The 26,480-nt window shown below is 58.7% G+C and carries 20 protein-coding genes and 1 tRNA gene; 18 read left to right on the forward strand and 3 right to left on the reverse strand.

The features are described 5' to 3' along the window. The first annotated feature begins 5 nt into the window (after positions 1-5). From Tel_07640 to Tel_07660, 5 genes are all read left to right on the forward strand, one after another. Entirely contained in the window at positions 6-2,555 is a 2,550-nt protein-coding gene (locus Tel_07640) for a translation initiation factor IF-2 (GenBank protein ALP53037.1), read from the forward strand. 2 nt (positions 2,556-2,557) lie between these two features. Continuing rightward, positions 2,558-2,920, forward strand: a complete 363-nt coding sequence (locus tag Tel_07645; GenBank protein ALP53038.1) for a ribosome-binding factor A — start codon at positions 2,558-2,560, stop codon at positions 2,918-2,920. 35 nt (positions 2,921-2,955) lie between these two features. Further along, positions 2,956-3,879: a hypothetical protein gene (locus tag Tel_07650; GenBank protein ID ALP53039.1), complete on the forward strand. Its 924-nt coding sequence runs from the start codon at positions 2,956-2,958 to the stop codon at positions 3,877-3,879. Between the two features lie 123 nt (positions 3,880-4,002). Continuing rightward, a complete protein-coding gene (locus tag Tel_07655) occupies positions 4,003-4,272 on the forward strand; it encodes a 30S ribosomal protein S15 (GenBank protein ID ALP53040.1) in 270 nt (89 codons plus the stop codon). A 122-nt stretch (positions 4,273-4,394) separates the two neighbouring features. Beyond that, a complete protein-coding gene (locus Tel_07660) occupies positions 4,395-6,482 on the forward strand; it encodes a polyribonucleotide nucleotidyltransferase (protein ID ALP53041.1) in 2,088 nt (695 codons plus the stop codon). A gap of 71 nt (positions 6,483-6,553) precedes the next feature. On the opposite strand, the gene Tel_07665 is transcribed toward Tel_07660, so the two are convergent. Both Tel_07665 and Tel_07670 read right to left on the reverse strand, forming a co-directional pair. Further along, on the reverse strand, positions 6,554-7,105 hold the full coding sequence (locus Tel_07665) for a hypothetical protein (GenBank protein ALP53042.1): 552 nt from the start codon (positions 7,103-7,105) through the stop codon (positions 6,554-6,556). A gap of 22 nt (positions 7,106-7,127) precedes the next feature. Continuing rightward, on the reverse strand, positions 7,128-8,318 hold the full coding sequence (locus tag Tel_07670; GenBank protein ID ALP54775.1) for an aspartate aminotransferase: 1,191 nt from the start codon (positions 8,316-8,318) through the stop codon (positions 7,128-7,130). Between the two features lie 78 nt (positions 8,319-8,396). Between Tel_07670 and Tel_07675 the strand changes: the two genes are divergently transcribed. The 8 genes from Tel_07675 (at position 8,397) to Tel_07710 (ending at position 20,075) form a co-directional block, all read left to right on the forward strand. Then, positions 8,397-10,421 (forward strand): excinuclease ABC subunit B, encoded by a 2,025-nt coding sequence (locus Tel_07675; GenBank protein ALP53043.1) that lies wholly within the window; start codon positions 8,397-8,399, stop codon positions 10,419-10,421. A 438-nt stretch (positions 10,422-10,859) separates the two neighbouring features. After that, positions 10,860-12,296: a hypothetical protein gene (locus tag Tel_07680; protein ALP53044.1), complete on the forward strand. Its 1,437-nt coding sequence runs from the start codon at positions 10,860-10,862 to the stop codon at positions 12,294-12,296. A gap of 245 nt (positions 12,297-12,541) precedes the next feature. Beyond that, on the forward strand, positions 12,542-14,290 hold the full coding sequence (locus Tel_07685; GenBank protein ALP53045.1) for a hypothetical protein: 1,749 nt from the start codon (positions 12,542-12,544) through the stop codon (positions 14,288-14,290). Between the two features lie 354 nt (positions 14,291-14,644). Then, on the forward strand, positions 14,645-17,656 hold the full coding sequence (locus Tel_07690; GenBank protein ID ALP53046.1) for a hypothetical protein: 3,012 nt from the start codon (positions 14,645-14,647) through the stop codon (positions 17,654-17,656). Between the two features lie 74 nt (positions 17,657-17,730). Next, positions 17,731-17,807 (forward strand) — tRNA-Val (locus tag Tel_07695). Positions 17,808-18,126: 319 nt separating this feature from the next. Further along, positions 18,127-18,360, forward strand: coding sequence for a hypothetical protein (locus Tel_07700; GenBank protein ALP53047.1), 234 nt, complete (start codon positions 18,127-18,129; stop codon positions 18,358-18,360). 106 nt (positions 18,361-18,466) lie between these two features. Beyond that, positions 18,467-18,994, forward strand: coding sequence for a Type II phosphatidic acid phosphatase (locus Tel_07705; protein ID ALP53048.1), 528 nt, complete (start codon positions 18,467-18,469; stop codon positions 18,992-18,994). Between the two features lie 10 nt (positions 18,995-19,004). Beyond that, positions 19,005-20,075 (forward strand): hypothetical protein, encoded by a 1,071-nt coding sequence (locus Tel_07710; GenBank protein ALP53049.1) that lies wholly within the window; start codon positions 19,005-19,007, stop codon positions 20,073-20,075. A 9-nt stretch (positions 20,076-20,084) separates the two neighbouring features. Here Tel_07710 and glgC read toward each other — a convergent pair whose 3' ends face one another. Beyond that, the gene (glgC, locus tag Tel_07715) at positions 20,085-21,302 is read right to left on the reverse strand and encodes a glucose-1-phosphate adenylyltransferase (GenBank protein ALP53050.1); all 1,218 of its coding nucleotides are present in this window, start codon (positions 21,300-21,302) and stop codon (positions 20,085-20,087) included. 238 nt (positions 21,303-21,540) lie between these two features. Here glgC and Tel_07720 point away from each other — a divergent pair, with 238 nt between their 5' ends. From Tel_07720 to rplT, 5 genes are all read left to right on the forward strand, one after another. Further along, on the forward strand, positions 21,541-23,217 hold the full coding sequence (locus Tel_07720) for a hypothetical protein (GenBank protein ID ALP53051.1): 1,677 nt from the start codon (positions 21,541-21,543) through the stop codon (positions 23,215-23,217). 94 nt (positions 23,218-23,311) lie between these two features. Beyond that, entirely contained in the window at positions 23,312-25,237 is a 1,926-nt protein-coding gene (locus Tel_07725; protein ID ALP53052.1) for a threonine--tRNA ligase, read from the forward strand. A 60-nt stretch (positions 25,238-25,297) separates the two neighbouring features. Continuing rightward, positions 25,298-25,756 (forward strand): translation initiation factor IF-3, encoded by a 459-nt coding sequence (locus Tel_07730; GenBank protein ALP53053.1) that lies wholly within the window; start codon positions 25,298-25,300, stop codon positions 25,754-25,756. A 66-nt stretch (positions 25,757-25,822) separates the two neighbouring features. Then, positions 25,823-26,020, forward strand: a complete 198-nt coding sequence (locus Tel_07735; GenBank protein ID ALP53054.1) for a 50S ribosomal protein L35 — start codon at positions 25,823-25,825, stop codon at positions 26,018-26,020. Between the two features lie 22 nt (positions 26,021-26,042). Further along, positions 26,043-26,396, forward strand: coding sequence for a 50S ribosomal protein L20 (gene rplT, locus Tel_07740; protein ALP53055.1), 354 nt, complete (start codon positions 26,043-26,045; stop codon positions 26,394-26,396). Positions 26,397-26,480 lie beyond the last annotated feature (84 nt).

Below are 26,480 nucleotides of genomic sequence, written 5' to 3' on the forward strand. Positions count from 1 at the left end.
ATAATATGTCAGAAGTAACGGTTAAACAATTGGCGGAAGCAGTAGGTATTCCCATGGATCGCCTGCTCGTGCAATTGGGCGAGGCAGGGGTCGAGGTGCCGCCCGGCGCCGATGCCACCATTAGCGACAAAGACAAGATGCAGTTGCTCAAGCACCTGCGTAAGGGCGACGAACAGGCCGAAGCGGCCAATTCCAGTCCCAAAAAGATCACCCTGAAGCGCAAGACTGTCAGCGAACTCAAGCAAACCGGCGGCGGCAAGGCCAAGACCGTCAGCGTCGAGGTGCGCAAGCGTCGCACCTACGTCAAGCGCAGTGTCGCCCTGGCGGATGAAAAGGCCGAACTGGAAACCAAGATGGCCGAAAGCGACGCGCGTCGTGCCGAGGAACAGGCCAAGTTGGCCGCCGAGGAAGAGGCGCGCCGTAAGGCGGTGGAAGACAAGCGCCGTCAGGAAGAAGAGGCCGAAGCCGCGCGCAAGGCCGCCGAGGAAGAGGCCGCCCGCAAGGCCGCCGAGGAACAGGCTCAGGCGCCCGTGACGCCCGCCGTGCCCGAAGAGGCCGTGCCGCCGTCCGAGGCCAAACCGACCACTAAGCGCGAGTCCGTCAAGGGCAAGAAGCGTGGCAAAGGCGGCGCAGAGGAGGAATTCGGCGGTCGCGGCAAACGCAACAAGGGTGGCCGTGAAGAACTGCACGTGTCAGCGGGCAAGTCGGGTCGTCGCAAGAAAAAACCCGCTAGGGCCGGCAAGGTCGTGGTGGGCGAAAGCCAGCACGGCTTCCAGAAACCCACCGCGCCCATCGTGCGTGAGGTGACCATCCCCGAGACCATTACCGTGGCCGACCTGGCCCAGCGCATGTCGGTGAAGGCGGCCGAAGTCATCAAGGCGATGATGGGCATGGGCTCCATGGTCACCATCAATCAGGTCATCGATCAGGAGACCGCCGCTGTCGTGGTCGAGGAAATGGGCCACACGCCCAAGCTGATGCGCGAGGATGATCTGGAGGCCGAAGTGTTGGCCAGCACCAGTGAGGAACAGGCCGGCGAACAGGTGCCGCGCGCACCGGTGGTGACCATCATGGGACATGTCGACCACGGCAAGACCTCGCTGCTGGATCATATCCGCCGCGCCAAGGTGGCCGCCGGCGAAGCCGGCGGCATCACCCAGCACATCGGTGCCTATCACGTCGAGACCGACCGCGGCATGGTCACCTTTCTGGATACCCCGGGCCATGCGGCGTTTACCGCCATGCGTGCCCGCGGCGCACAGGTGACCGACATCGTCATCCTGGTGGTGGCCGCCGACGACGGCGCCATGCCGCAGACCATCGAGGCCATCCAGCATTCCAAAGCGGCCGGTGTGCCGCTGATCGTGGCGGTCAACAAGATCGACAAGCCCGAGGCCGAACCGGATCGGGTCAAACAAGAGCTGACCGGCCACGAGGTGATTCCGGAAGACTGGGGCGGCGACACCATGTTCGTCAACGTCTCGGCGAAAACCGGTGAAGGCATCGACGCCCTGTTGGATGCGGTACTGCTGCAATCCGAGGTGATGGAGCTGAAGGCGGTGGAAGACGGAGCCGCGACGGGTATCGTGGTCGAGTCCTCGCTGGACAAGGGCCGCGGCGCGGTGGCCACCATTCTGGTGCAGAACGGTACCTTGCGTAAGGGCGACATCCTGCTGGTGGGCAAGGAATACGGCCGCGTGCGCGCCATGTTCGACGAAACTGGCAAGCCGGTGGAGTCCGCCGGCCCCTCTATCCCGGTGCAGGTCTTAGGGCTGTCGGGCACCCCGGACGCCGGTGATATTGCCGCAGTGGTGGCGGAAGAGCGCAAGGCGCGCGAGATCGCTTTGTTTCGACAGGGCAAGTTTCGCGACGTCAAGTTGGCCAAGCAACAGGCGGCCAAGCTGGAGAATGTGTTCTCGCAAATGGCCGAGGGCGAGGTGGGTATGCTCAACCTGTTGGTCAAGGCCGACGTGCAGGGCAGTGTGGAGGCCTTGCGTGATTCCCTGACCAAGCTGTCCACTGACGAGGTCAAGGTCAAGATCATCGCCAGCGGTGCCGGCGGCATCACCGAGTCCGACATCAATCTGGCGCTGGCCTCGCAGGCCATCGTCATCGGCTTTAACGTGCGTGCCGACGGTGCCGCCAAACGCGTCGCCCAGGAAAACGATGTGGATCTGCGCTACTACAGCGTGATCTACGACATCATCGACGACGTCAAGCAGGCCATGTCGGGTATGTTGTCGCCGGAGATCCGCGAAGAGATCATCGGCCTGGCCGAGGTCAAGGACGTGTTCCGCTCGCCCAAGCTGGGCGCCATCGCCGGCTGTCTGGTGGTGGACGGTACGGTCAAGCGCAGCGCACCGATCCGTGTGCTGCGTGACAACGTGGTGATCTATGAAGGCGAGCTGGAATCGCTGCGGCGCTACAAGGATGACGTCAACGAAGTCAAGGCCGGCACCGAGTGCGGTATCGGCGTGAAGGACTACAACGACGTCAAGCCGGGCGACCAGATCGAGGTCTACGAGCGCGTCGAAGTGGCCAAGACCATCGACTAGCCATGCCCAGAGAGTTCAGTCGCACCAAACGGGTAGAGGCGCAGATCCAGCGCGAATTGGCGCAGTTGATACAATTCGAACTCAAGGACCCGCGCATCGGCCTGGTGACGGTGTCCGGCGTCGAGGTATCGAAAGATCTGGCCTATGCCAAGGTGTATGTTACGGCCCTGGGCGACGAGCAGCACAGCGTCGACGAGATGCTGGCGGCGCTTAATCACGCCGCCGGTTTCCTGCGCCGTGAACTGGGCAAACATCTGACTACCCGTGTCACGCCGCAGCTGAACTTTATCTACGATGAATCGGTGGAGCGCGGCGCCAATCTGAGCGCCCTGATCGACGCCGCCCTGGCGCCGAAAGACAAGTAATTTTCCAGAATTGGGTATTTGAGGGGATGTAAAAATTGGCTAAGCGTCGTGCCAGAGGGAGAGACGTTAGCGGTATCCTGTTGCTGGACAAACCCACCGGGATCACCTCCAACGCGGCGCTGCAGCGGGTCAAGCGTCTGTTCTGCGCCAATAAGGCCGGTCACACGGGCAGTCTGGATCCCATCGCCACCGGCCTGTTGCCCATCTGCCTGGGCGAGGCCACCAAGGTCTCGGCCTATCTGCTCGATGCCGACAAGGGCTACCGTGTCACGGTCAAGCTGGGTGAGAAAACCACGACCGCCGATATCGAGGGCGAGGTGATCGAGTGCCGCCCGGTGCCCGCCTTGACGCGGGCGGCGGTGCAAACTCTGCTGGCCGGATTTGTGGGTGACATCGAGCAGGTACCGCCCATGTATTCCGCCCTCAAAAAGGATGGCCGGCCGCTCTACGAGCTGGCGCGTCAGGGTATCGAGGTGGAGCGTCGCCCACGCCGGGTGACCCTGTACTCCATTCAGCTGCTCGAGCTGCGGGCGGATGAACTGGACCTGGAGGTGATGTGTTCCAAAGGCACCTATATTCGTACCCTGGCCGAGGATATCGGCGCACAGCTGGGTTGCGGCGGCCACGTCCAGGCATTGCGTCGCACCCTGACCGGCGGCTTTGAGCTCTGCCGTAGCGCCACCCTCGATGAGCTGGAGCGGGTGCGCGACGCGGCGCCGGCCGCGGCCCTGGACGCCTATTTGCTGCCCATGGACAGCGCGCTGCAGGCCTGGCCCGCGGTGCGTCTGACTCGCGACATGGCCTATTACCTGCGCCACGGTCAGGCGGTGCTGGTGCCGCGGGCGCCTACCGCCGGACTGGTCAGGTTGTACGACAGTGACCAGGAATTTCTCGGCATCGGCCATATCCTGGATGACGGCCGGGTGGCGCCGAAACGCTTACTGGCCACGGCAGATTGATCCATATGCCTGTTGCCAAGGGCCGTTGGGGTGATTCCGTGCTTGTTTCAGGTGCTTTGCAGCGGTAAAATACGCCGCTTTAAAGCTGCATAGTCAATTGTGATTTTTTTTTGGGAGATATACATGTCATTAAATGCTGAAGCCAAGCAGAAGGTCGTTAATGACTTTCAGCGTTCCGAAGGAGACACCGGTTCCCCGGAGGTTCAAGTCGCGCTGCTAAGCGCCCGTATTAACCAGTTGTCCGGTCATTTTAAAGAACATTCTCATGATCACCATTCACGTCAGGGTTTGTTGAAAATGGTCAGCCAGCGCCGCAAGCTGTTGGACTACCTGAAGAAGAAAGACCTCAATCGCTATCGCGATCTGATTTCACGTCTCGGTCTGCGTCGCTAAGGGCGCTGCCAATCAAGCCAATGACGACGCAACAAGACATTGGCGGCAATCAGATGTTCCCGTTTGGAAGATGCCGAATCTTCGTTGAAACTAAAGCCACCCAGAAATCTTAAGGATACTTGATGACACCCATTAAAAAGGTCTTTCAATACGGTGACCATAGCGTTACCTTGGAAACCGGTGAAATTGCCCGCCAGGCCTCCGGCGCCGTAATGTGCAGCATGGGCGATACCGCGGTCCTGGTGACCTGTGTCGCGCAGAAGGAAGCGATCGAAGGTCGCGACTTCTTTCCGCTGACGGTCAACTATCAGGAGCGCACCTACTCGGCCGGCAAGATTCCGGGTGGTTTTTTCAAACGCGAAGGACGCCCCACCGAGAAAGAGACCCTGACCTCGCGCCTCATCGACCGTCCTATCCGTCCCCTGTTTCCCAAGGCCTTTACCAACGAAGTTCAGATCATCGCCACTGTGGTCTCGCTGGACAGCGAGATCGATCCCGATATTCCCGCCATGATCGGTGCCTCGGCGGCACTGATGCTCTCCGGTGTACCGTTTCAGGGGCCAATCGGCGCCGCCCGCGTTGCCTACAAGGACGGCCAGTATGTGCTGAATCCCAGTATCTCCCAGCTGGAAGACTCGCAGCTTGATCTGGTCGTGGCCGGCACCGAAAACGCGGTGCTGATGGTTGAATCTGAGGCCAAAGAATTATCCGAGCAGGTCATGCTGGATGCGGTCATGTTCGGTCACCAGCAACTGCAGGCGGTGATCAACGCCATCCGCGAATTCAGCGCCGAGGCCGATGTAAGGTCTTGGGATTGGCAAGCGCCGGGCAAGGACGAAGCCCTGGCCGCCGCCGTCAGTCAGGCCGCCGAGACCCAGATCGTCGAGGCCTATCAGATCAAGGAAAAACAGAGCCGTTATGCCCGCCTAAGCGAGATCCGCACGCAGGTGGTGGAACAGCTGTGTGCCGGTGAAGCGCCGCAATGGAGCGCCGCCGACGTCGGCGATGCCGTCGGCAGTCTGGAAAAACGCATAGTGCGTGAGCGTATCCTCGACGGTGAGCCGCGTATCGACGGGCGTGACAAGGACACCGTGCGTCCCATCAGCATCCGCGTCGGCGTGTTGCCGCGCGTGCATGGCTCGGCCCTGTTTACCCGCGGCGAGACCCAGGCGCTGGTAGCCACCACGCTCGGTACTGGCAAAGACGCGCAATTGATCGACGCCATTGAAGGTGAGCGCAAAGAGCCCTTCATGTTGCACTACAACTTCCCGCCCTACTGTGTCGGCGAGACCGGTTTTGTCGGCAGCCCCAAGCGCCGCGAGATCGGTCACGGCCGTCTGGCCAAACGCGGCGTGCAGGCAGTGATGCCCAACATGGACGACTATCCCTATGTCATCCGCGTGGTCTCCGAGATCACCGAGTCCAACGGGTCCAGCTCCATGGCCTCGGTCTGCGGCAGCAGCCTGGCGATGATGGACGCGGGTATCCCGCTCAAGTCCCCGGTGGCCGGTATCGCCATGGGGCTGATCAAGGACGAGCAGCGTTTCGCCGTGCTGTCCGACATCCTGGGTGACGAAGATCACCTGGGCGACATGGATTTCAAAGTGGCCGGCACCACCGAGGGTGTCACCGCCCTGCAGATGGACATCAAGATCGACGGCATCACCCGCGAGATCATGGAGGCCGCTCTGGCTCAGGCCCAGGACGGTCGTATCCACATTCTGGGTGAGATGGCCAAGGCCATTTCGGCGCCGCGTGAAGAGTTGTCTGAATATGCGCCGCGTATCATCACCTTCAAGATTAATCCGGACCGCATCCGCGACGTTATCGGCAAGGGCGGCGCCACCATCCGCGCCCTCACCGAAGAGACCGGCACCACCATCGACCTGGACGACAGCGGCACGGTCAAGGTCGCCTCCGTCGACAAGGCCGCCGGTGAAGAGGCCAAACGTCGCATCGAAGAGCTGGTCGCCGACGTGGAAGTGGGTAAGGTCTACGATGGCAAGGTGGCCAAGCTGATGGACTTCGGCGCCTTCGTCACCATCCTGCCCGGCAAGGACGGCCTGGTGCACATCTCGCAGATCTCCAACGAGCGCGTCGAGAATGTGGCCGACAAGCTGTCGGAAGGGGATACGGTCAAGGTCAAGGTACTTGAGGTCGACAAGCAGGGTCGTATCCGTCTGAGCATGAAAGCGGTGGCTGAAGGCTAACGCTCCAGCGCCACCCGTTCAGATAATAAAAAGGGGCCGTCGGCCCCTTTTTTATTGCATGTTGTTTTGTTTTAGTTGCAATCGTATGGCTGCTCTTCGATGTGAAAACGTGCGGCGATGTTTACCACAACCGCACGGCTCTTGTTGTCGTCATGAGTGTTGCGCAGACAAAAGTGGCCCGTCGCACCGGTGCGCCCGTTAGGATTGAAATTGATGGCCTTGTTGTCGTTTCCTTTATAGGCCACATCGAGACTTTCCTCGGTAGCTGGTTGCAGCCGGACAATGCGTTCGCCGTCATCGATTTGATTGTTGCTAACGGAATCCACGAACAATATCCAACCATTGCTCCAGTCCGTCGAGGCATCCGTGTCACAAGCGCTGTCGCTGGCGCGTTTGCACAACACCACGGTCTGTCCGCTGCGCACCGCCTCGCTCTTGCCCAGGTTCAGGACCGTGATGATGTCATTGGCCGCGCTGGCGACACGGTTGTTGGCAATGATGCTCATAAACGAAGGCGCCGCCAGGCCGAGCAGGATGGCGAACACGGACAGTACTACGAGCAGCTCCACCAGGGTGAAGCCACGCGCTCTGGAGAATGTGGGTCGCAGGCCTCGGCGTTGCATTCCGTTGCGCTTTGCTTAGGGACTAATCTGTGCCGAGCACATGCTTGATGCGCTGCAGGGCTTCGCGCAACATCGCGGTACTGGTGGCGAAGGACAGACGCATGTAACCCGGCGCACCGAAGGCGGACCCTGGCACCAGGGCCACGCCGGCCTCGTTTAACAGGAACTCGGCCAGGGCCACGTCGTCTTTGGCCTCGGTATGGCTGTTGATCACGCCCTGCATGGAGGGAAAGGCATAGAAGGTGCCCTGGGATTCGATGCACTGCACGCCGTGGATGCCGTTGAGTTCGGCGACGACAAAGTCGTGCCGCTCTTTAAACGCCTTGAGCATTTCTTGGATACAGGACTGATCGCCCTCCAACGCCGCCTGCGCCGCCACCTGGGCGATGGAGGTGGGGTTGGAAGTGCTCTGGGACTGAATCTTTTTCATGGCCTGGATCAAGGGCTTGGGCCCGCCGGCATAGCCGATGCGCCAGCCGGTCATGGAATAGGCCTTGGAGACACCGTTGAGCACGATGCTGCGGTCATACAGATCGGGACAGACGTTCAGGATGTTACTGAAGGGTTCCGCGGCCCAGAGGATATGCTCATACATGTCGTCGGTGGCGATGACCACCTGCGGATAGCGCCGCAGCACGTCGCCCAGCGCCGCCAGTTCCGCTTGGGTGTAAGCGATGCCAGTGGGGTTGGAGGGGCTATTGATGACGAACAGACGGGTGTCGTCGGTGATGGCCGCTTCCAGCTGCTCCGGGCTGATCTTGAAACTCTGCTCGATGCCCGCCTCGATGATTACCGGCGTGGCGCCGGCCAGGATCACCATGTCCGGGTAGGAGACCCAGTAGGGTGCCGGGATGATGACCTCGTCGCCGGGGTTGAGCATGGCCTGGGCCAGGTTGAAGAAGCTTTGTTTACCGCCGCAGGAGACCAGGATCTGATCAGGGGTGTAGTCGAAACCGTTGTCGCGTTTGAATTTGGCAATGACGGCCTGCTTCAATTCCGGCGTACCGTCGACGGCGGTATATTTGGTGAAGCCGTCCCGGATGGCCTGGACGGCGGCGGCCTTGATATGCTCCGGCGTGTCGAAATCCGGCTCGCCGGCGCCCAGGCCGATGATGTCCTTGCCGGCGGCGCGCAGTTCCTTGGCCTTGGTGGTGACCGCCAGCGTGGGTGACGGTTTGATGCGTTGAACGCGGTCGGAAAGTCGGAAGTTGATGCTCATCAGGCCCTCAAAAATGCTGCAGGTTTTTTTAGATGTTAATATTACTCGATTCGACGCCAATTCAGAATCCCCATGACCAAGCCGTTTCAAATAAATTCGCCCTACCAGCCGGCGGGTGATCAGCCGACCGCCATCGGCGGCATGGTGGAGGGCTTGCGCGACGGCCTGATGCACCAAGTGTTGCTCGGCGTGACTGGTTCGGGCAAGACCTTCAGCATTGCCAATGTCATCCAAGAGGTGCAACGCCCGGCGCTGATCCTGGCGCCCAACAAGACCCTGGCGGCCCAGCTCTACGGCGAGATGAAGGAGTTCTTCCCCAATAATGCGGTGGAATACTTCGTCTCCTATTACGACTATTACCAGCCCGAGGCCTATGTGCCGTCCTCGGACACCTTCATCGAGAAGGACGCCTCCATCAACGACCACATCGAGCAGATGCGCCTGTCGGCCACCAAGGCGATTCTGGAGCGCAAGGACACCATTATCGTCGCCTCGGTGTCGGCCATCTACGGCCTGGGCGACCCGCGCGCCTACATGAGCATGATCCTGCACCTGGTGCGCGGCGAAACGGTGGATCAGCGCGCCATCCTGCGGCGCTTGGCCGAGCTGCAATATACCCGCAATGACGTAGAGCTGGCGCGCGCCACCTACCGGGTGCGCGGCGAGGTGATCGACATCTACCCGGCCGAGTCGGAGCGCGAGGCGGTGCGCGTGGAACTGTTCGACGACGAGATCGAGTCGCTGGCCTATTTCGACCCGCTTACCGGCGAGGTGCTGCGCCGCGTGCCGCGCCTGACCGTCTATCCCAAGAGCCATTACGTCACCGGCCGCCAGACCCTGCTCGACGCCATTGAGCTCATTAAGGTGGAACTGAAGGAGCGCCTGCAGCAGCTGCGCGACAATGACAAACTGGTGGAGGCGCAGCGCCTGGAACAGCGCACCCTGTTCGACATCGAGATGATCCAGGAGCTGGGCTACTGTTCCGGCATCGAGAATTATTCGCGTTATTTATCGGGACGCCGAGCCGGCGAGCCGCCGCCCACCCTGTTCGACTATCTGCCCGACGACGCCCTGCTGGTGGTGGACGAGAGTCACGTTACCATCCCCCAGATCGGCGCGATGTACAAGGGCGACCGCGCGCGCAAATCGACGCTGGTGGAGTACGGTTTCCGCCTGCCTTCGGCGCTGGACAATCGGCCCATGAAATTCGAGGAGTTCGAGCGCCTGGCGCCGCAGTCGATCTACGTCTCGGCCACACCCGGCCCCTACGAACGGGAACATGCCGACAAGGTGGTGGAGCAGGTGGTGCGCCCCACCGGTCTGGTGGATCCGGACGTCGAGATCCGTTCGGTGACCACCCAAGTGGACGATCTCCTGTCCGAATGCAAGCTGCGCGCCGCAGCCGGCGAGCGGGTGCTGGTCACCACCCTGACCAAGCGCATGGCCGAGGATCTGACCGAGTATCTGGCCGAACACCAGGTGCGGGTGCGTTATCTGCATTCCGACATCGACACGGTGGAGCGCGTGGAGATCATCCGCGATCTGCGCCTGGGCGAATTTGATGTGCTGGTGGGCATTAACCTGCTGCGTGAAGGATTGGACATTCCCGAGGTATCGTTAGTCGCCATTCTCGATGCGGACAAGGAGGGCTTTCTGCGCTCCGACCGATCATTGATCCAGACCATTGGCCGCGCTGCACGCAATCTCAATGGCAAGGCCATCCTTTATGCCGACAAGGTCACTGGCTCCATGCAGCGGGCCCTGGATGAGACCGAACGCCGGCGCGAGAAACAAATCGCCCATAACAAGGCCCATGGCATTACGCCGCAAAGTATCAAACGCAAGGTCGCCGATGTCATGGAGGGCGCCTACGGCAGCATGCACGGTAACGCCCGGCAATACGCCAAGGTGGCGGACGAGGTGGCCGATTACGCCGCCATGTCGGCCGCCGAGCTAGGCAAAAAGCTTAAGCAGCTGGAACAGCAAATGTACGACCACGCCCAGAACCTCGAATTCGAAGACGCCGCCCGTGTGCGTGATCAGATCAGGCGTATCCAGGAGGCGGGCATGGGGCTGGCGCAGCACGGGGCTTTGTAATCCTCGCTGTTTGTGCGTCAGGCCGTCGCCGTCAGCGAGCGGCGAGAATAGGGTGAGCAGCTAAGACCGCATTGCCCGTAGAACGTTTCTAAACGTTTGCATTCCCTCTGGGAATACAAGCGGAAAGACGAAAAAGAGGTTCAACCCCGATTCGCCTCGATAAAAACCTAGTGCTATAGTCGGGAATATGTCGGGCTTAAGCGCTTTGCGGATGAGGTATGTGCGCCGTTTTGTGCGCCATGACGGCTTGCCGGCATATTCGAACACGCGGTTGAGAGACGGCGTTGCAGGCACTATTCATTAACGCGGCAGATTAAATTGCCTCATCATTAAATGTCGTGCCCCTATTGGCACGGCTTGGCCGTGATAGTTGGGTATTGTGACCCGGATGGGTTACTTGAAATTTGCAAAGGGGATGCATTGGACACGGAAACCGCGATGCCATTATCCGCCACGGATGGCGGGTGGCTCCGGCAACTCATTGATGCGACACCTATCGGTCTGGTGGTGGTGAGCCGCGATGGGCACATCATGGTGACAAATACGGAACTTGAGCATCAGTTCGGTTATTCCCGCGCTGAATTGCTCGGCAAGCAGGTTGAAATGCTGCTGCCGGAGCGTTATCAAAATAGCCATCACGGCTTGCGTGGCGACTATTCCCGCACGCCGCAGAAACGGCCGATGGGAATCGGGCGTGAGTTGTTCGGACGCCGCAAGGATGGCATGGAGTTTCCCATTGAAATCGGTCTCAACCCCATTGAGACCGAAACCGGTCCGGCGGTGATCGCCTCCATTTGCGACATCAGCGTGCGCACACGACTGCATACCAATTTCAGGCAAATGGTTGAAGCCTCCCCCGTGGGTACGCTCATGATCGATGGCGATGGCCGTATCGGCTTTGTCAACGCCAAGCTGTGCCAGTTGTTCGGTTATGAAGAAAACCAACTAATCGGTGAAAAGCTGGAGGTGCTGCTGCCGCCGCATTTTCGCAACGGCCATGTAGAGTTGCGTAATGCGTTTTTCGAAAACCCCGACGCCCGCGCCATGGGGCCGGGGAGGGACCTTAGTGGTTTGCGTAAGGACGGTTCGGAATTTGCAGTGGAGGTCGGGCTTAGCCCGGTGTATACCGAAGACGGTATCGCAGTGGTTGCCGCCGTCACGGACATCTCCGCACGCAAGGCGATGGAGCTGCACTTGCGCAAACTGAATGAGGATTTGGACGAGTTTAGCTACGTCGCCTCGCACGACTTGCGCGCGCCGTTACAGGGCATTGCCAGTTTGGTGGAATGGATCAGCGAAGACATCGGCGACGGTGGCGCCCCGGAGGTCTTGAATAAGCTTGAGCGTGTCAGGCAGCGCATCAATCGCATGGAATGTCTTATCGAAGATCTGCTGGCCTACGCGCGCGCCGGGCAGCGCAGCAGTGAATCGCGCGATATAGACGTTCTGGTGCTGCTAAAAAATATCGTCGAATTGGTCGAGATCCCCGCCCGCTTTACAGTCACACTGGATTCTGAGGTGGGGCATATCAATACTGCCTCAATCCCCTTGGAGACGGTGTTGCGGAATTTGATTGGCAATGCCGTTAAACACCATGACCGTGAAACCGGTGTTGTCGCCGTGCAGGTGTATGCGGAGGGGCTGTTTTGTGTGTTTAGCGTTACGGATGACGGGCCGGGGATACCGCGCGCCGCGCATGAACGAATTTTTAAGTTGTTCCAGGCGTTGAATAGTCAATCCCGGGAACACGCCGGTGTCGGTCTTGCCATCGCCAAGCGCTTGGTGGAGTCTCACGGCGGGCGTATCGAAGTCAGGTCCGGGCAAGGCGGGCGCGGGACACGGTTTCGGTTTTGGTGGCCCTGTATGGCAACTTAAGTCGGGCCTATGGGGCAAACGTCGTCGGCCACATAATCAACTCCGCCGTCGATCCCCGGTGTCGTAAACTCGTCGGTCTGCTGGAGAGTTACGGGGCGGCGGTGAGTTTGCCTTAGTCGATACATTTTACACGAGCGAAGGAGCGTAGCGTGTCAGATGCAGGAAAAAAACTCGATCCTTTTAGGGGGCAGATCCGCGCGTCTCATCTTGGTTTCGGTGTGCGCAAGCTCGGCACGTCAGGTTGGATGCAGGCCGACGAGACGGACGACTCCGACATTAGCGCCCCCAAGGTGATCCGATTACTGGTCGTGGATGACGATGATGTGGATAGAGAACGGATACGTCGTTTGTTGTCCCGCGCCCAGTCGGAATATGAAATCCTCGATGTCGGCAGCGGTGCCGAAGCCATTGATATGCTGCTTGCCACACAACTGGATTGTGTGCTGCTCGATTATCACCTCGGCGATATGACCGGTACCGATGTTCTGCGTCGCATCAATGCAGAAGGTATTGTCACTCCCGTTATCATGGTCACCGGTGTCGGCGATGAGCAGTTGGTGGTCGAGACCATGCGTCTCGGCGTATATGACTATCTGCCCAAAAAGAAACTCAGTGGAAAACTGCTAAGCGACGCCATCGAGGCCAGTCTGCAGCGTGCGGCATTGGAACAGCGGCTGGCCGAGATGCAGCAGAAGCTGGAGCGCATGAGTCTGTATGACGAGCTTACCGGCCTGCCCAACCGCAACCTGTTTTTCGACCGCCTCAATCAGGCCATATTGAATGCCGAGCGTAAAGGGGGGCGGTTCGCATTGTTGATGATGGATCTTAATCTGTTCAAAGAGGTCAATGACACGCTGGGACACGAAGCGGGCGACGAGGTGCTGGCGGAAATAGGCTCTCGCTTTCGTCAGATTTCCCGTAAATCAGACACCATTGCGCGCCTCGGCGGTGATGAGTTCACCAGTATCCTGCATGGCGTCGATTCGATTGAGGGGGCAGTGTCCATCGCGCGAAAAATAATCGCTGCCGTCAATGAGCCGCTTGCCGTCTCGGGCAATGTCTTGCAGGTGGGGGTGTCCATCGGCATCGCCGTGTATCCATCGCATGGCGATGAGGCCAGTAGTTTGCTGACCAATGCCGACCACGCCATGTATCAGGCTAAACGTAATCTGTCCGACTATGTCGTGTATGGAGAACATGCCAGGTATCCGGATGCGGCTTCCGGGTCCGTGCCGGTCAGCAATTATTTGCATAAGGCAATGGATGAGAAGGAGCTGTACATGATGTATCAGCCCAAGATCAATCTGGTGAGCGGCGCCGTCGTGGGTGTGGAGTCCTTGCTGCGCTGGCGCAGTCCTGAGCTGGGCCGGGTATGTCCGGATCAGTTTATTCCCTTTGCCGAGCGTTCCGCCTTGATCGAGCGGATTACCTTTGCCACCATCGCCATGTCCCTTGATCAGTTGAGTGCTTGGCAAGCTCAAGGTATGCCGTCGGTGCCGGTATCGGTCAACCTCTCGGCGCGGATGCTCGACGACATCGGGTTGCCCGACCGCGTTCTGCACGAGTTGGAAAGCCGGGGTCTGCAGCCCGCTGATTTGATACTAGAGATTACCGAAACCGCCCTCGCGTCCAGCAAGGCGCGCGCCAAGCAGGTATTGACCGCCCTCGCCGCCGCCGGTGTGGGTATTTCCATTGACGATTTCGGCAGCGGCTTTACCTCATTTCGCTATATTCGTGACATCGATATCAGCGAAATCAAGATCGACCGCCTGTTTGTCAAAAACCTCTCTGAAGAGACGCGCGACATCTCCATTGTCCGCTCAATTGCCTCGCTGTCCGAGTCGATGGATGTCCGGGTCGTTGCCGAGGGGATTGAATCCAAGCAAAACTGGCGCCTGCTGACCGAGCTCGGCTGTATTCACGGTCAAGGCTTTTGTATAAGTCAGCCGCTGCCGGCGGAGCAGTTTATGCAATGGTACCGAGCCGCCGGCTGAACCTTTCTCCCCGCCTATAATTAAGCTGATAAGTGAACGGCAAGTTAATGCAACGTCTTGCAAGGGTTTTATTCCGCTACTTGCTAATATAGACTTGGCGTGATTACCGGGACGAAAATGATGAATACCCATGTCCCGACACCCTTGGCCGCATGGCCGTGGTCATCGAACCTACAGGGATGTATGCACAGCGTGTTTGGGAATATGGGCGTTCATCATTAAAGGCTTATTAGCCAATCACTAAACACGGGGAAGTTGTCCATCAAACAGCAGGCCTTATCATTAAGTCGTGCATCAGCCGGGCCGGTCTCGGCGGAATCGGCGGGCGTCGTCGCTTATATCGTTTGTTTTGCTGTGATCGCCTACGGTTCCTTCTTGGATGAGCGGGCGAGCGTGTGGTGGACGGACCTGGCCTGGACCTTCGCAGCGCTGCTGACAGGGCTGAAGTGCATGCGGGTTTCCGCCGGCTTAGAACAGCATGAGCGCCTGGCGTGGCGCTTGTTCGGCGGTGCCTGTTTCGCCTGGTTCGCCGGTATGTTGATCTGGGATTATCATGAGCTGCTGCGCGGCGCCCTGACCCCGTTTCCGGCAATGTCCGATATTGGTTTCCTTGCCTTCGCCCCCTTTTTTATGGCCGCCTTCGTTGCGCTTCAGTCACGTGTCCCGCGCTACGCGTTTACGGTGGTGCAAATCGCCAAGCTCGGCATTCTGGTCTGCGGCATTGTCATCGCCCATCTGATCGTACTGTTGGAGCCCATCCGGCAGCTCAACGGAAATTGGCTTTATGTCAGCACCGCCTTGGCGTATCCGGCGCTGTACATGTCGGCGCTGGTGTATGGCATCGGCAGTGTCTGGCGATTGCTCGAAAGGGGCCTGCCGAAAGGCGTGCCGCTGGTATTGCTCGGCTTCGCCTTCCACGCCTTGGCGGATACGGTCTACGCCTACGGCCTGCTCGGAAACACTTATCAGGTCGGTGACCATATCGATGTTCTATGGTTGATCGGCTTTGGCCTGATCTACGGGGGGGCGCTAAGACGCCAATACGGGGCCGGGGCTCGTGCTGTTGATGCCGCGTCGTCCGAGGTGGGAGGCAATCTGCCTACCGGCTGGCGCGGCTACGATGCCATGGTGCCGGTGATTGCCGTGTTGTGCGTATTGTTGGTGTCCTATGTCTATCAGGCCCAGCTTACCCCCGCAACCATTCAAATGCTGTTTCCGTTCGCCTTTATGATGGTGGTCTTTATCGCCATCGGTGAATTCGCCACGCAGCGCTTCCAGTCCGATATCCAGTGGAAACTGGCGCAGAGTGAGGCGCATTTGCGTGCCGTGCTGTCTACAATTCCCTATGGGGTGCAGGAGATCGATATCCAAGGGAATATTCTATTCTCCAATGCGGCTCACGATACTCTGTTCGGTTACGCGCCGGGGGAGTTGCGGGGCCGTAATATATCCATGCTTTTGGCCGACCCGAAGGAGGGCCAGGCCATCGGGTCATACCTGGCCTACCTGGCGGAACAGCAACCGCCTCCCGAACCCTATTTTTCCGCCGACCGTAAGCAGGACGGATCGGTCATCCAAATACAGGTCGATTGGAATTACAATTTCGATGCCAATGGCAGGGTCGTCGGTTTTATCTCCATAATAAGCGATATCACCGCCAAGCGGCTTATCGAAGATCAACTGCGCCAGGCGGCGGCGGTATTTCAAAGCACGTCGGAAGCCGTGATGGTGACCGATGCCGAGGCCAGGGTTAGCGCGGTAAACGCCGCCTTTACTGCCATTACCGGCTACGCACAGGAAGAGGTGTTGGGGAAGACCCCTAAGGTGCTGCGCTCCGGGCGCCATGACGACGAGTTTCATGATGACATGTGGCGCACCATCAAGGAAGAGGGGCGCTGGCGCGGGGAAATCTGGAATCGGCGCAAAAACGGCGAGGTGTTTCCGGTGTGGCAGGCGGTCAGCACCATTAAAGACGATGAAGGCAAGGTGAGCCATTATGTCTCAGTGTTTTCCGATATTTCGTCCATTAAACAGACCCAGGAGCAGCTCAATTATCTGGCCTACCACGATCCGCTCACCGATCTGCCCAACCGCCTGCTGTTCAACGACCGCCTGACCCACGCCATGGAGCGCGCCGCCCGCGCCCAGTGCCAGCTCGCGGTGTTGTTTATCGATTTGGATAACTTCAAGAATGTCAACGACAGTCTCGGTCATCCGGTGGGCGACGAGCTACTGATCAAGGTCGCCTCGCGGCTGCGCAACCTGTCGCGCAAGGACGACACTGTGGCCCGTCTCAGCGGCGATGAATTCGTCATCGTGTTGGAGAATATTCACGACGCTCAGGATACGGTCGTCCTGGCGCAGAAACTGATCGAAGCGTTTCAGGAGCCGTTCCTGGTGCGCGGCCACGAGTTGCACGTCACCCTCAGTATCGGCGTCAGTGTCTACCCGCGTGACGGCAGCAATGTGCAAACCCTGGTCAGAAACGCCGATGCCGCCCTGTACCGCGCCAAGGAGGAGGGGCGTAACGATTTTTATTATTACACCGAAGAGCTGACCGCTTCGGTGTTCGAGCGTCTCAAACTGGAATCGGCCCTGCGCAATGCCTTGAAAAACGACGAGCTGGTGCTGCACTATCAACCGCTGATTTCGCTGCACAGCGGCCGGCCGATCGGCGTGGAGGCGCTGCTGCGTTGGCAACATCCCGAGTTCGGCCTGTTGCCGCCCAATCGCTTTATCGGCCTGGCGGAGGACACCGGCCTGATCGTGCCACTGGGGGAATGGGTGTTGTCCAGTGCCTGTCGGCAGATGAAGGCGTGGCTGCAACAGGGCTGCGACATCGAGCGCGTCGCGGTGAATGTATCGGGGCTGCAGCTGCGGCGCGGCGATTTCCAGACCACGGTCAACGATATCCTGCTCGCCACCGGCCTGGAGCCTGAGCACCTGGAGCTGGAGATCACCGAAAATTTCATCATGCACAAGACGGAGCGGGCGATCGATATTCTCGACAACTTGAAGGCGCTGGGCATCCAGATCGCCATCGACGATTTCGGCACCGGCTATTCATCCCTGAGCCATCTCAAGCGCCTGCCGGTGGACAAGCTCAAGATCGACCGCTCCTTCGTGCGCGACATTCCCGAGGACGCCAATGACGAGGCCATCGCCCGCGCCGTGGTGGCCCTGGGGCGGACGCTGCAGCTCAAAGTCATCGCGGAAGGGGTGGAGACGCCCGAACAGCAGCGGTTTCTGATTTCGCAGCAATGCGACGAGGCCCAGGGTTTTCTCTACAGCAAGCCTGTGCCGGCGGCGCAGGTCGCCGACCTGCTGAAGTGCTTGCCGGCCCTGATTGCCTCCCATTCATCCTAGCCGGGGCGGGTTTTGCGCGGCGCAAAGCAAGTCTTGCATTTCGGCAAGGATACCGGTATCTTAGCGCCCTCTTCAGGCGCGTAGCTCAGTTGGTTAGAGCACCACCTTGACATGGTGGGGGTCGTTGGTTCGAGTCCAATCGCGCCTACCAGATACTGAAGAAGCCCCGCCTCGAGCGGGGTTTTTTTGTTTGTGCCCTGCCGCTGGCCCTGATTAAAGTCCCCCGATCCCCGGCCGATAATATAATTGACAATCATTCTTATTCGCATTAGATTGGTGCGTAGAGATTAATATTTATCGAGGAATGGGCATGTACGTTTGCATCTGCCATCGGATTACCGACATTCAAATCAGTGAAGAGGTGGCCAAAGGGGCCGACAGCCTGCGTGAGTTGAACAAGCGGCTGGGGGTCGCGTCTCAGTGCGGCAAATGCCGTCAATGCGCCAAGCAGGTGCTGCAACAGGCGATCAGTGAGTCGTGCAGCGCCGCTCCCGACCGTGCTGGCGTGGATTCACCTCAGCCCTGTGCTGCACGATCAGCTCACGGCCATCAATCAATATTTCCTGCACGCCGGAATGTTCAAGAAGCGGGGGCTGAAGCGGCTCAATAAGGCCGACTACCGAACCCCCTCTCTATCGGTAAGGATGTGGAACAGCATGATTGACACGCTGGGGCGGGAGCATTCTCTGCAATCGCACATCTGATCCGGTGCGCAATCTCTGCCGGCATCACAAAAACGTCATAAAAACTTCATCTATGTGTCATTAAAGCGTTTGACAATAGCTCTCAAAACGGGGGAGCACAAACGCCATGCCTACCATTGTCAACACCGTTACCAAATGTGATCTGATCGCCTTCCGCTGGTGTATGTCGCGCAAACGCCATGCCGAAATCGCCCGCTTGGCGCGCTGGATATCAAAGACCGGTGACGGTTACCTCTATGCCCTGATCGGCGTGCTGTTGTTATGGCTGGACGCCGAGTCCGGCCCACCCTTCGCCCTGGCGCTGTTGCTGGCCTTTGCCGTCGAGTTGCCCACCTATCTGGTGAGCAAGAATACCGTCAGGCGCCATCGCCCGGCGGATGCCATCGTCGGTTTCAGTTCCTTTCTGCAGCCCTCGGACAAGTTCAGTTTTCCGTCCGGTCATACCGCTGCCGCCTTTCTGTTTGCCAATGTTGTTGCGTTTTATTATCCGGCCTATGCGTTACCGGCCTACAGTGCGGCGTGCCTGATCGGCGTGTCGCGGGTCTTGTTGGGGGTTCACTTTCCCAGCGACATCGTGGCCGGTATGGCACTGGGGCTGGTAAGCGCCGAACTGGCGCTATGGATGCTGGGTTAGGGGCGCGGGCGTGCGGATATTGTATGGCGTTCAGGGTACCGGTAATGGACATGTCACCCGTGCTCGGACCATGGCGCGGGCGCTGTCGGACTCCGGCCTGGAGGTGGATTATCTGTTTTCGGGACGGCCGCGGGATGGGTACTTCAACATGGAGCCCTTTGGTGATTTTCGTTGTTATCGCGGGCTCAGCTTTTGCTGGCATGACGGCCGCATCGATTATCTCGCCACCACGCTTAACAATAACCTGATCCGCTTGTTGCGCGATATCCGCTGTTTGGATTTGTCGAACTATGACTTGGTCATCACCGACTTCGAGCCTATTACCGCCTGGGCGGCCAAACGCAGCAAAACACCTTCGCTGGGTATCGGTCACCAATATGCCTTCCGCTTCGATAATGTGCCTACTTCCGGTCATACCGTGATCGGTAAGCTGCTGTTGGACCATTTTGCGCCCGCCCAGCGCACGCTGGGCTTCCATTGGCACCATTTCAACAGCGCCATACTGCCGCCGCTGATCGAGCCGCAGGCCCATACGATCAGTTGCGAGCCCGACAAGATCCTGGTGTATCTGCCCTTTGAAAACAGCACGCGTGTGATTGAATTCTTACGCGTGATCAAGGATGTGGATTTCTATTTTTATTGCGCAGTCGATGCAGCGCGCGATGAACACAATCTGCATCTGCGACCCTTGGATCGCGAGGCGTTCCAGCGCGACTTGGCCAGTTGTAACGGCGTCATCGCCAACGCCGGATTCGGCCTCTTGAGCGAGGCCATCCAGGCGGGCAAGAAATTGCTGGTCAAGCCCATGCAGCGCCAGATGGAGCAGCTCTCCAACGCCGCGGCCATCGAAGCGCTGGAGATCGGGGAGGTGATGCAGGGCTTCAATCTCAGGCAGTTGCGCGAATGGCTGAGCGAAGAGTGTCCCGGGCCGCGGCCGTATCCCGATGTGGCCAAGGCCATTGTGGACTGGATCGAATCCGGTTTCGCCTTGGATGAAAATCACTTGGCGCAGCAATTATGGAGCAACTGTCTGCAGTTCCAGTTTCCCGCCGACGATGAGTCTGAGCCGGCCTACCTCTAGGCACCGTGGTCAGAAACGGTAGCCCTTGGGTACCACCACCACACCTTTATCCGACACGCTAAAGCGCTGGCGGTCCTTGGCCAGATCGATGCCGATCTCCTCCCCGGCCGGCACGTGGACGTGCTTATCGATAATGGCGTTTTGAATCTGCACATGCTCGCCCACGCTGACGCCGTGAAACAGGATGGAGTTCTGAATCAGGGATTCATCACTCACGGTGACGCCCGGAAACAGCACCGAGTGAGAAATGGCGGCCCCGGAAATGACGCTGCCACCCCCCAAAATTGAATTGATGAACACGCCCTCGGTGCCGGAACGGCCCGGCACCGTGCGTGCCGGCGGTGTCTGTGCTTGATAGGTGCGGATGGGCCAATCGCTTTGATACAGATCGAGTGAGGGCAGCGGATTGAGCAGGTCCATATTGGCCTCGAAAAAACTGTCCAAGGTGCCCGCATCGCGCCAGTAACGATCCTGAGACACGCGCCCCTCGCTTTCGCCGAAACGATAGGCATGGACGTGTTGGGATTGGATCAGGCGCGGCAGGATGTCGTGGCCGAAGTCATGATCCGAGTCAGGGATGTCATGATCCTGGTTCAGACAATCGATGAGTCGTTCGCGCGAAAAAATGTAAATGCCCATGGAGGCCATGGCGCATGCGCCGTTGCCTGGTGTAGGCGCGGGGTGCGCCGGTTTTTCGACAAAATCCACAACGCGGTTGTGCGCGTCGATCTCGATAATGCCGAAGTTGTGCGCTTCGCCCAGGGCCACCTCCATGCACGCCAGGCTAATTCCGGCGCCGCTTTGGCGATGGCTGTCCAGCATGGCGGCATAGTCCATGCGATAGATATGATCGCCGGACAGAATCAGCACATGCTCGGCATCGCTGCGCTCCAACAGATAGAGATTTTGGTGAATGGCGTCGGCCGTGCCCAGATACCAGCGGCTGTCCTTGCGCATTTGCGCCGGCACGGTAGTGACGAATTGCCCCAGCTCCGGATTGAAGATCGACCAGCCGTCGCGCAGGTGTTTCTGCAGCGAGTGAGACTTGTACTGGGTCAGTACCAAAATACGGTGCATACCGGAGTGCAGGCAGTTGGTCAGGGCGAAATCGATAATGCGGTACTTGCCGCCGAAGGGCACCGCCGGCTTGGCCCGCTCGGCGGTCAGCGGCGCCAGGCGCGAACCCATGCCGCCGGCGAGGATGAAGGTGAGGGTTTTGTTGGGCATGAGGCAAGTTGTCCGTATGGCAAATTTAGGGATTACCTGGCCTAAGCAATAACGAGGCCGTTTTGCGGCATTGCGTCATTTTGTCACCGACATGGCACATAAACCGGGCGGCGCTGTGTCAGGCTGCGCCTGGATGGTGCGCGCCGGTATTGGTGCGGGCTAATTTGGGGCGCTGGTATGATGCGATCGTCCCGGATATAGTTGCCATTGTCCAAGAAATGGTTTTTGATTTGTTTGAATGCCCAAGAAAACACTTAAAACGCAACTAAAGTACGCCGAAAAATTGCGCAAGGCCGGCAAGCTGGTGCAGGCAAAATCGACCTACTTTGAGTGCTGTAAGCTGAACCCCGATGATTACGCCTGCTGGCAAGCGTTTGGCCAGATTTCCTATCAGCTGCAGCATCATAAAGATGCTAGCACGGCCTTCCAACGCGCCATAAGCATCAATCCCAATCTCGATAAACTGTATTACCAGCTTGCGTTGAGTCAGTCATCGCTGGGTGAATATGTTGCCGCCGAGCGGAATTTTCGTTCCTATTTGATGATGCGCCCCGATGCCGGCGCGGGGTATTGGGCCTATGCCAGATTGCTACATGACTGGGGGCGTATAGCCGAAGCGACTGAAAACTACCAGAAGGCGAGCGAACAAGTCCCCAACGCTACGATGTTGCACTTGGAGTTCGGCATCATTCTGCAGAAGCAAGGGCGCTATGATGAGGCCTTGGAGCAATTCCTGAAGATGCAAGCCCTGCAACCGGATCATGCCAGTGTCTACAACCACTTGGGGAACGTGTATCGCGATATGGGGCGCTTCGCTGCAGCGCTGGCGAGTTATCAAAAGGCCTTCGCATTAGCGCCGGGCGACGAGGCGAAATTCCACTTCTATTTGGCTACCTTGGACGAGTCGCGCGGTGAACCCTCAGCGGCCTTGTCGCATTACGACAAGGCGATAGCGCTTGATGAAAATCTCGCCGATGCCCACCTGAATCGCGCAGTTTGTTTGCTCTTGCTGGGTAATTATAAAGAAGGCTGGTCGGAGTATGAGTGGCGTTTACAACATCCCGACTGGTTGAGACAGCGTCACCTGCGCGTGACTGACAGGCCGCGCTGGAGAGGCGAGTCCTGGCCGGAAAAGACGCTTCTTGTGATTGCCGAACAGGGCTATGGTGATACGTTTCAGTTCTGTCGTTTTGTTTCGCCGCTGGCGCGACATTTCACCAGGGTCCTGGTCTATTGCAAGCCCGAAATCGCCGCACTGATTGAATTGGTCGAGGGCGTGGACGAGGTGATTCCCGCCGGGCGGCAATTGCCGCCAGAGGCGTTTGATACCTATGTTTACATGATGAGTCTGCCGCGACTATTGGCAACTACGTTCGACACCATTCCCAGGGACATACCCTACATGTATGCCCCCGAAAAACGAGTGGCTGCATGGCGCGGGCGCTTGGCGAGTGATGGCCTTAAAGTCGGCCTGGCATGGTCGGGGAGCCCGGCGAATGCCAAGAATGTGTTGCGCCAGGTGGCCTTGTCCGAGCTGGCCCCTTTGGGAGATGTTTCCGGCGTTCGGTTTTTCGGGCTGCAAAAGGGGCCTGGGAGTGGGCAGGCTTTGTCGCCTCCCGCAAGTATGCGCTTTACCGACCTGTCGAATGCCCTCAATGATTTCGCTGACACCGCCGCGGTGATTGCCGGACTGGATTTGGTGATCAGCGTCGATTCGGCGGTGGCTCATCTGGCCGGCGCTTTGGGCAAACCGGTTTGGGTGTTGCTGTACACGCCGCCCGATTGGCGCTATGGCATGGCAGGGGAGGCGTCACCGTGGTATCCGACTATGCGTATTTTTCGGCAGCGTGACCGGGGGGATTGGACGCCCGTCATCAACCGGCTTCAAACCGAACTGCAAGGCTTGGCCGGATAAACTACACGCCACTAAGTCGCTGATGTATAATTCGGTCCCTTCGGTAGCCGCCGCTGCGGCGATCACGCAGATTCAGAAATAGGACCCAACACCCATGCCAGTCGTGACTCTTCCGGACGGGAGCAAACGCAATTTCGACCACCCCGTGACCGTAATGGACGTGGCCGCCGATATCGGCCCCGGTCTGGCCAAGGCCACTCTGGCCGGCAGGGTGGACGGCGAGCTGGTGGATGCGTCTCATACGATCGAGGGCGATGCGGAACTGGCCATCGTTACCGAGCGTGATGAAGAAGGCTTGGAGATCATCCGCCATTCCAGCGCCCATCTGATGGCCCAGGCGGTGAAGGAGCTGTTTCCCGAGGCGCAGGTGACCATCGGCCCGGTGATCGAGGACGGCTTCTATTATGACTTCGCCTACGAACCCGGTTTCACGCCGGAGGATATGGCTGCCATCGAGAAGAAAATGGCCGAGCTGGCCAAGCAGGACATCCCGGTGGAGCGCTCGGTGATGAGTCGCGAAGAGGCGATTGAGTTCTTCCGCAAGATGGGTGAGGAGTACAAGGCCCGGATCATTGAGGATATCCCCGCGCATGAGCAGTTGTCGCTGTATAAACAGGGCGATTTCATAGACTTATGCCGCGGACCTCATGTGCCTTCTACGGGCAGGATCAAGGCCTTCAAGTTGATGAAGCTGGCCGGCGCCTATTGGCGCGGCGACGCCAAGAACGAAATGCTGCAGCGCGTTTACGGCACTTCCTGGGCCAACAAGAAGGACCTCAAGGCCTATCTGCACCGCCTGGAAGAGGCCGAGAAGCGCGACCACCGCAAGCTGGGCAAGCAGCTGGGTCTGTTCCATACCCAGGAAGAGGCGCCTGGGATGGTGTTCTGGCACGACAAAGGCTGGACGATCTACCAGGAAGTCGAGCAGTACGTTCGCAAGAAGCTGCGCCAGCACGCGTACCAGGAGGTGCGTACGCCTCAGGTGGTGGACCGCAGCCTGTGGGAAAAATCGGGGCACTGGGAGAAGTTTCGCGATGACATGTTCACCACCGAGTCGGAGAAGCGGACCTTTGCCATCAAGCCTATGAACTGCCCCTGCCACGTGCAGATCTTCAACACCGGCCTGCACAGCTACCGCGACCTGCCGCTGCGCATGGCGGAGTTCGGCTCCTGCCACCGTAACGAGCCCTCCGGCACGCTGCACGGCCTGATGCGGGTGCGCAACTTTGTCCAGGACGACGCCCACATCTTCTGCACCGAAGACCAGATTCAGTCCGAGGTGTCGGCCTTCATCGATCTGCTGTTCGAGGTCTATGCCGACTTCGGTTTCAACGATGTCATCATCAAGCTTTCCACCCGGCCGGAGAATCGGGTCGGTGCCGACGCGGTCTGGGACAAGTCCGAACACGCGCTGGAAAAAGCCTTGAACGACAAAGGCTTGGAGTGGGATCTTCAACCGGGTGAAGGGGCGTTCTACGGGCCCAAGATCGAGTTCTCGCTCAAGGATTGTCTGGGCCGGGTGTGGCAGTGCGGCACCATTCAGGTGGATTTCTCCATGCCGGGCCGGCTCGACGCCAGTTACATCGACGAGCACAGCAACCGCCAGGTGCCGGTCATGTTGCACCGCGCCATCCTCGGTTCGCTGGAGCGTTTCATCGGCATCCTGATCGAGCAGTATGCCGGCGCCATGCCGGTGTGGCTGGCACCGACCCAGGCGGTGGTGATGAGCATCACCGATCGCGCCCGCGATTTTGCCGAAGAGGTGGTGCGAACCCTGTCGCAACAGGGCATCCGCGCCACATCAGACTTGAGAAATGAGAAAATAGGCTTTAAAATTCGCGAACATACACTTTTGAAGGTGCCATTTCTGCTGGTCCTGGGTGACCGCGAAGTGGAAAATCGAACAGTGGCCGTTCGCACGCGTAGTGGAGAAGATCTGGGCGTCATGGATCTGGATGCTCTGGTTGAGCATGTCTCCGCTGAAATCGCGCGCCGCGGCCGCATTGCTTTGGAGGAATAAAATATCGCTGCTGAAAAGAAAGCCCGCATCAACCAGGAAATATCCGCGCGCGAAGTGCGCATGATTGATGCAGAAGGTGAAATGGTGGGCGTCATGCCGCTGGATCAGGCCCTGGCAAGTGCCGAGGAGGCCGGATTGGATTTGGTCGAGGTCTCCCCGAACGCAGAACCGCCGGTGTGCCGCGCCATGGATTACGGCAAATACGTGTTCGAGGAAAACAAGAAACGCCAGGCAGCGAAGAAAAAGCAGAAACAGATCCAGGTGAAGGAAGTGAAGTTCCGTCCCGGGACGGAAGAAGGCGATTACCAGGTCAAGATGCGTAACCTGGTGCGCTTCCTGAGCGATGGTGACAAGGCCAAGGTCACGCTGCGGTTTCGTGGTCGTGAAATGGCCCATCAAGAACTTGGTATGAACCTGCTCAAGCGTGTGGCGGCCGATCTCGAAGAGCTGGCCCAGGTTGAGCAGTTCCCCAAGATGGAAGGCAGGCAGATGGTTATGGTGTTATCACCAAAGAAATAGTCGGGTTCGATTACGAACGGGCTTACCTACTGCCGCAATATTAACTTAAGTTTGGAGAAATAGAAGATGCCGAAGATAAAGTCAAACAGAGGCGCTGCCAAACGCTTTAAGGTGAACGGCTCCGGTCGCTTCAAGCGTAACCAGAGTTTTCGTCGTCACATTCTGACCAAGAAGAGCACCAAGCGTAAGCGTCAGCTGCGCAATCCGGCTCTGGTTGCCAAGTGCGACAGCGCGGCAATCCGTCAGATGTTGCCTTATAGCTAATTGGATTCGGGAGTAAAGAAACATGCCAAGAGTTAAACGTGGTGTTACCGCCCGGGCGCGTCATAAAAAGGTTCTCGCCCAGGCCAAAGGTTATCGTGGCCGTCGCAAAAACGTCTATCGCGTCGCGACCCAGGCCGTCACCAAGGCCGGTCAATATGCCTACCGTGACCGTCGTCAGCGTAAGCGTCAATTCCGCGCCCTGTGGATCGCGCGTATCAATGCCGCTGCGCGTGAGTGTGGTCTGTCATACAGTCGCATGATCAACGGTCTGAAGAAGGCGGCGGTCGAGGTCGATCGCAAGATGCTGGCTGATCTGGCTGTCTATGACAAGAACGCCTTTAGCGTGCTTGCCGAAAAGGCCAAAGCCAGCCTTTAAGATGTTGCCGCCGTCATATTGATGTGACGGGAGTGCAGTGATATGAAAGGGGAAGGCTGAGCCTTCCCCTTTCTTTTTTCGGAA

Origin of the sequence: Candidatus Tenderia electrophaga, assembly GCA_001447805.1 — a bacterium.
In the GTDB taxonomy this organism is placed as follows: Bacteria; Pseudomonadota; Gammaproteobacteria; order Tenderiales; family Tenderiaceae; genus Tenderia; species Tenderia electrophaga.

Bases quoted from the DNA above. Each gene is read 5' to 3' on its own strand.
- Tel_07730 (ALP53053.1), top strand. From the start codon at position 25,298: ATGATTGATGCAGAAGGTGAAATGGTGGGCGTCATGCCGCTGGATCAG.
- Tel_07720 (ALP53051.1), top strand. From the start codon at position 21,541: ATGCCCAAGAAAACACTTAAAACGCAACTAAAGTACGCCGAAAAATTG.
- Tel_07725 (ALP53052.1), top strand. From the start codon at position 23,312: ATGCCAGTCGTGACTCTTCCGGACGGGAGCAAACGCAATTTCGACCAC.
- Tel_07640 (ALP53037.1), top strand. From the start codon at position 6: ATGTCAGAAGTAACGGTTAAACAATTGGCGGAAGCAGTAGGTATTCCC.
- Tel_07675 (ALP53043.1), top strand. From the start codon at position 8,397: ATGACCAAGCCGTTTCAAATAAATTCGCCCTACCAGCCGGCGGGTGAT.
- Tel_07680 (ALP53044.1), top strand. From the start codon at position 10,860: ATGCCATTATCCGCCACGGATGGCGGGTGGCTCCGGCAACTCATTGAT.
- glgC (ALP53050.1), bottom strand. From the start codon at position 21,302: ATGCCCAACAAAACCCTCACCTTCATCCTCGCCGGCGGCATGGGTTCG.
- Tel_07645 (ALP53038.1), top strand. From the start codon at position 2,558: ATGCCCAGAGAGTTCAGTCGCACCAAACGGGTAGAGGCGCAGATCCAG.
- Tel_07655 (ALP53040.1), top strand. From the start codon at position 4,003: ATGTCATTAAATGCTGAAGCCAAGCAGAAGGTCGTTAATGACTTTCAG.
- rplT (ALP53055.1), top strand. From the start codon at position 26,043: ATGCCAAGAGTTAAACGTGGTGTTACCGCCCGGGCGCGTCATAAAAAG.
- Tel_07660 (ALP53041.1), top strand. From the start codon at position 4,395: ATGACACCCATTAAAAAGGTCTTTCAATACGGTGACCATAGCGTTACC.
- Tel_07665 (ALP53042.1), bottom strand. From the start codon at position 7,105: ATGCAACGCCGAGGCCTGCGACCCACATTCTCCAGAGCGCGTGGCTTC.
- Tel_07705 (ALP53048.1), top strand. From the start codon at position 18,467: ATGCCTACCATTGTCAACACCGTTACCAAATGTGATCTGATCGCCTTC.
- Tel_07735 (ALP53054.1), top strand. From the start codon at position 25,823: ATGCCGAAGATAAAGTCAAACAGAGGCGCTGCCAAACGCTTTAAGGTG.
- Tel_07685 (ALP53045.1), top strand. From the start codon at position 12,542: ATGCAGGCCGACGAGACGGACGACTCCGACATTAGCGCCCCCAAGGTG.